Source organism: Intestinibacter sp. (assembly GCF_051866655.1).
Taxonomy (GTDB): domain Bacteria; phylum Bacillota; class Clostridia; order Peptostreptococcales; family Peptostreptococcaceae; genus Intestinibacter.
The window spans coordinates 1-4,245 of sequence record NZ_JBJDXL010000255.1; the positions used below are offsets into that span (position 1 = coordinate 1).

Annotated in this window: 6 protein-coding genes; all 6 read right to left on the reverse strand. The window is 29.5% G+C overall.

The features are described from left to right. Positions 1-406 precede the first annotated feature (406 nt). The 6 genes from ACI3VO_RS07675 to ACI3VO_RS07700 all read right to left on the reverse strand — a co-directional run bounded on the left by ACI3VO_RS07675 (position 407) and on the right by ACI3VO_RS07700 (position 4,218). Positions 407-571, reverse strand: a complete 165-nt coding sequence (locus ACI3VO_RS07675) for a hypothetical protein (RefSeq protein WP_439757345.1) — start codon at positions 569-571, stop codon at positions 407-409. Positions 572-832: 261 nt separating this feature from the next. Continuing rightward, the gene (locus ACI3VO_RS07680) at positions 833-1,120 is read right to left on the reverse strand and encodes a hypothetical protein (protein WP_439757346.1); all 288 of its coding nucleotides are present in this window, start codon (positions 1,118-1,120) and stop codon (positions 833-835) included. A gap of 713 nt (positions 1,121-1,833) precedes the next feature. Continuing rightward, entirely contained in the window at positions 1,834-1,971 is a 138-nt protein-coding gene (locus tag ACI3VO_RS07685; RefSeq protein WP_439757347.1) for a hypothetical protein, read from the reverse strand. A gap of 555 nt (positions 1,972-2,526) precedes the next feature. Continuing rightward, positions 2,527-2,814 carry a hypothetical protein gene (locus ACI3VO_RS07690; RefSeq protein WP_439757348.1) on the reverse strand — a complete coding sequence of 96 codons (288 nt, stop codon included), beginning with the start codon at positions 2,812-2,814 and terminating at the stop codon, positions 2,527-2,529. Between the two features lie 555 nt (positions 2,815-3,369). Next, a complete protein-coding gene (locus ACI3VO_RS07695) occupies positions 3,370-3,711 on the reverse strand; it encodes a hypothetical protein (protein WP_439757349.1) in 342 nt (113 codons plus the stop codon). A gap of 318 nt (positions 3,712-4,029) precedes the next feature. Then, on the reverse strand, positions 4,030-4,218 hold the full coding sequence (locus tag ACI3VO_RS07700) for a hypothetical protein (RefSeq protein ID WP_439757350.1): 189 nt from the start codon (positions 4,216-4,218) through the stop codon (positions 4,030-4,032). Positions 4,219-4,245 lie beyond the last annotated feature (27 nt).

Below are 4,245 nucleotides of genomic sequence, written 5' to 3' on the forward strand. Positions count from 1 at the left end.
ATTCTTCAGTTACTATATTAGAAGATAAGCTAGATATTATATCTCCACCTTCTCCATTTGTAGTTTTTATAATATCAATTGCACCTCTTATATTAAATACTGGAGATAATTCTCCATTTGGCATTATATAAACGATTCCAAATCTATATAATTCCCCAGGCCAATATCCAGTATATTTGTATATAAATAAAGGATCAACATAAGTCTACTTTACCCTTTCTGGCTTATATAATTCAGATACTTCACCATATTGTTCATATTTAGCTTTTGGATATATTCTAAGAGACAAGTCTTGAAGTTCTTCATATGGAATTTCCTATTTATGAACATTACCCATAAATAGCATATTCTGACATACTGCTGAAGTCTCGACTGCATTTACTAGATTATACTATAAGTTAATATCCTATACTGTAATTGGTTCAGTAGGTTCAAACCCAGTAATAACTATTTTGGCATTTTGTCTACTATATTTTTTGTCTATCTTAATATATTCTGTTTCCATATTCTCCCCAGCTTCTGCTGTATATCTAGAATAGTAAACAGTAATATAATCATAGGCAGAATCCAAATTAGTTAATTTAAATATAACCTACTTGGCACTATTTTCATTCTTAGTTCCTGTATGAACACTGGCGTATGAACCCTCTCCAATAAATACACTAACTAATCCAGATTCCGCAACAAAGTCAGTTTCATTGCCATCTGCATCAGCTAGTTTAAAATAGAAGTGGTAGTTACCTACTTTTAACTATCCACCAGAAGATACATTAACTAGTTCTACTTTAGGTATCTTAGTTACAATCTTATATAAAGAGGTATCTATATCAAACTATTCTCCAGAATCATAGATATTGGTATCATTATTACCCTTTCTATCTATAATTTCATAAGTATTCTTACCAGTAGCACTAAATCGGCTATTAATTAATCTTGGAATATTAATTCCATCATTTAAAATAAGATTAACAGAACCATCATAACTATATTGAGGAATAATATGTACTGGATTTTTTAATGAGAACGATAATTCATCAGTATTAAAATCAAGTAGTTCTCCTTTCTCATGAAATTCAATAGCCTCAGATATTGTAGAAATAATCTGTCTACCTTTATACATTTCGTATGAACCATCATACTTCTATGGTTCTGTAGAACCTTCTGGATATACAACTTTTCCCCAACAAGTAGTCTCATCAGTTTTTTCTGCCCTTATAAAAGCATATTCATCTTTATTTGGTTCCTTTATTCTAAGACCTGGGACTATTCCAAACTAATCTTCTAACTATTTTAAAGAATAAAGATTGTCTTTATAAGAATACTTATTTTCTGATAATCTATAATTATGAAATGGGTTATACTCATATACTAACTTTCCTTTAGTAGGTAAAGAATTAGTTAGTACATCTAATTCCATTTTTGTATTTAAAACTTTATCCCACATTAATTCTCAGTTATTCTATGAGTTATATCAACTGACACATCTTTCATTATACACTATAGTCCATTAAGTCTATCTCCAAGTTTTTCTCCACCAGAGCCCATACATATTTTTAGCATATTATGAGGTGAATTTGATTTTAATTCTAATGAATTAGTGTATTCAAAATTCTCTGAAAGGCCAAGCTAAGGAGTTATAGTAATTAAATCAAGCTAGTATTTATCACCATGTTTGAAATTAAAGAACATTTGCTAGAATTCATAAGTTCTATTAGCTGTAGCTACTAAAAATATATTATTCTTTAAATATTCATACATATTTTCTCCAGCAAAATTAGTAGCATATTGCTGCACATTCCACATATCAAGAGATGGATATTTCTATCTCCATTTCTAATATGGTTCTTGTGGAGTACTATAAGTACGATAACCATAGTAGAACCTTTCATTTCCAGATGTGAAGCAGTTTTCTAGAAAGTGAATAATATGATCTCTTGCTTTTTCTTCTGTATCTGGTTTAATATCTTCCAACACCTATTCTACTAATTCTTTAAATTCACTAGTTGTATAAAAAACCTAATAAGCACTAGCTAAGTCATCAGCAGCAAGTTCTATTTCAAGTGGTGCAAGTAATGTTAGAGCATTAGTCATATTAATATCTGAAATAGTTTTACCAAGAATACTACTCAGGTTATTAACAATAGTTTGTTTATCAAATTTGTATTCCTAGTCATAGTATGGAATTAGCTTACCTTCATAATAAATATAAAACTAGTTATCCTATATTTTTTCACATGGAACTATAGAACCATTATAAGATAATAAAGCCATATTCTCTATATCTGGAAATTCCATTTGTTTGTTATTTATCTCTAATGTAAGAACTGTATTCTTTGCACAATCGGAGAAAACTAGTTTAAGAGCTTCTGTATTAGGACTCTATTCTGAAACCACTGAAATACTATTTACTATTTCTAATAAAGCATTTTTATATTGATTATAATCAATTCCACTCATTGCTATATTAACATCTGCGCTATTCTAGTATAGTTTCATTATGACGTCCTTAGTTAGAGTTGTTGAATACTATTCCCTTCTAACATAATTAGATAGTCTTACAGATTCACCATTAGAAGGAATAGTTTTATTTTTAGTGTATATTCTAGAAAGAATTAAATACAAAGGATAAGAGAAATTTGGATATTGGGTATAATTAATACTTTCCTCAATTTTCTGGGTTTGTGGGTAGAAAGTTCCATAATCGGATGAACCAGATATACCGTCAGCAACATTTCCAGGACCATTTGAATATTGATTATCATAGTCTAGATATATAGTATTAAAAGCTATAAATCCGCCAGAAGGATGTTTCATACATAATATTCCAACTGCTGAGTGGTCCTCTATCCAACGTAGTTTAGTACCATCAATATCTGGAAGTCTTTTAGAATATTTATCACGTATGAACTAAATACAGTATTTTTTTCTCTCCGCTAAATCCCCCTATGATGGATAAGCACTATTTAATCCATTTCTAACTTCCTCAAATCCAGAATTTCCTCTAATAGAAGTGAATGAATAGGTAGCATCTCCACCAGGATAATAGATAAAGAATTTATTTAATCCATTTTCTACATACTAATTATATAATGAGACATAATCATTATTTCCATACGAATTATAAGAATTTGAATTATTTCTAGAGGTCTATGTACTATCATCAACACTGGCTCTATCAAAAATATTATTATTAGACTATAATAATGAAAAAGAATATTCTTTTTGGCCTCCTCCAACCATTCCCATAAATGCGGTATTCATTCTGAGAAATGCCATGCCATTTGTTTCTATTCCCTCAATTCCATATCCATTTAATTCTGCCTGATTACTTATAAGTGGAGAATACGTTGGACAATCTCCAGTATATTTCTAAGTACTACAAGTGAATGCTTTAGTAAATATAGAAGCTGCTAAATGTAGTGTTACGGCTTTTTTATCTGTACTATTTGCATAATAACAGTTAGATAGATCTACTTGGATGTGTTTAGCATTGACTGTTCCATCTTCATCATCTAATTGCACTGTTTTTGGATCCCGGCCAGTAAATTGTACATTAAATGTATCTTTTAGGTTAATTCCTTCTGTATTAATAGGACTTCTTCTATATATGTAATCCCCATTTTCTTGTCCTGTAAGAGTATTAGAATAATCAGTTATTTCTGATAAATCTAAATATTGTTTATCTTTATTAGTTAGAGGAATATTAGTCATACTATATTCATAACTGCCATCATTACTATAACTTATTTTACTTTTTCCTAGATAAATATCTAACTTAAATTTGTCAAGCTATGTATCTCCGCCACAATCAGTAGTTATAAGATTAAAGCATCCATAATCATTTTGTAATCCAGGATATGAGTATAAATTTATATTAGCACTAGGGTCATTCTAACCAATATAAGTTACATTTGCAGAATATGTATTATAACATCCATTATCAATATTATTATCAAGATTATTTAAAGTAATATCATTCCACTAATAGGTTTGACCAGCTTCAAAAATGGCATTAACATCTAAATCAAGCTAGAATTTTAGAGTATTAAAATCATCTACCTGATAATAATATTCATTGTACATATTATTAGTCCATAACCACCTCCAGTATCTCTTAGGTTCTGAACCACTATCACTTGTAACTGTAATTAATGCTGCATATAAAAGATGAGAATAAAGAGTTCCAGCATCGTTAGCGTATATTGTCTTTTTAACCACTTTTACTTCAAGGACATACTAATAGTC

Bases quoted from the DNA above. Each gene is read 5' to 3' on its own strand.
- ACI3VO_RS07695 (WP_439757349.1), bottom strand. From the start codon at position 3,711: ATGACTAATATTCCTCTAACTAATAAAGATAAACAATATTTAGATTTA.
- ACI3VO_RS07690 (WP_439757348.1), bottom strand. From the start codon at position 2,814: ATGAAACATCCTTCTGGCGGATTTATAGCTTTTAATACTATATATCTA.
- ACI3VO_RS07680 (WP_439757346.1), bottom strand. From the start codon at position 1,120: ATGTATAAAGGTAGACAGATTATTTCTACAATATCTGAGGCTATTGAA.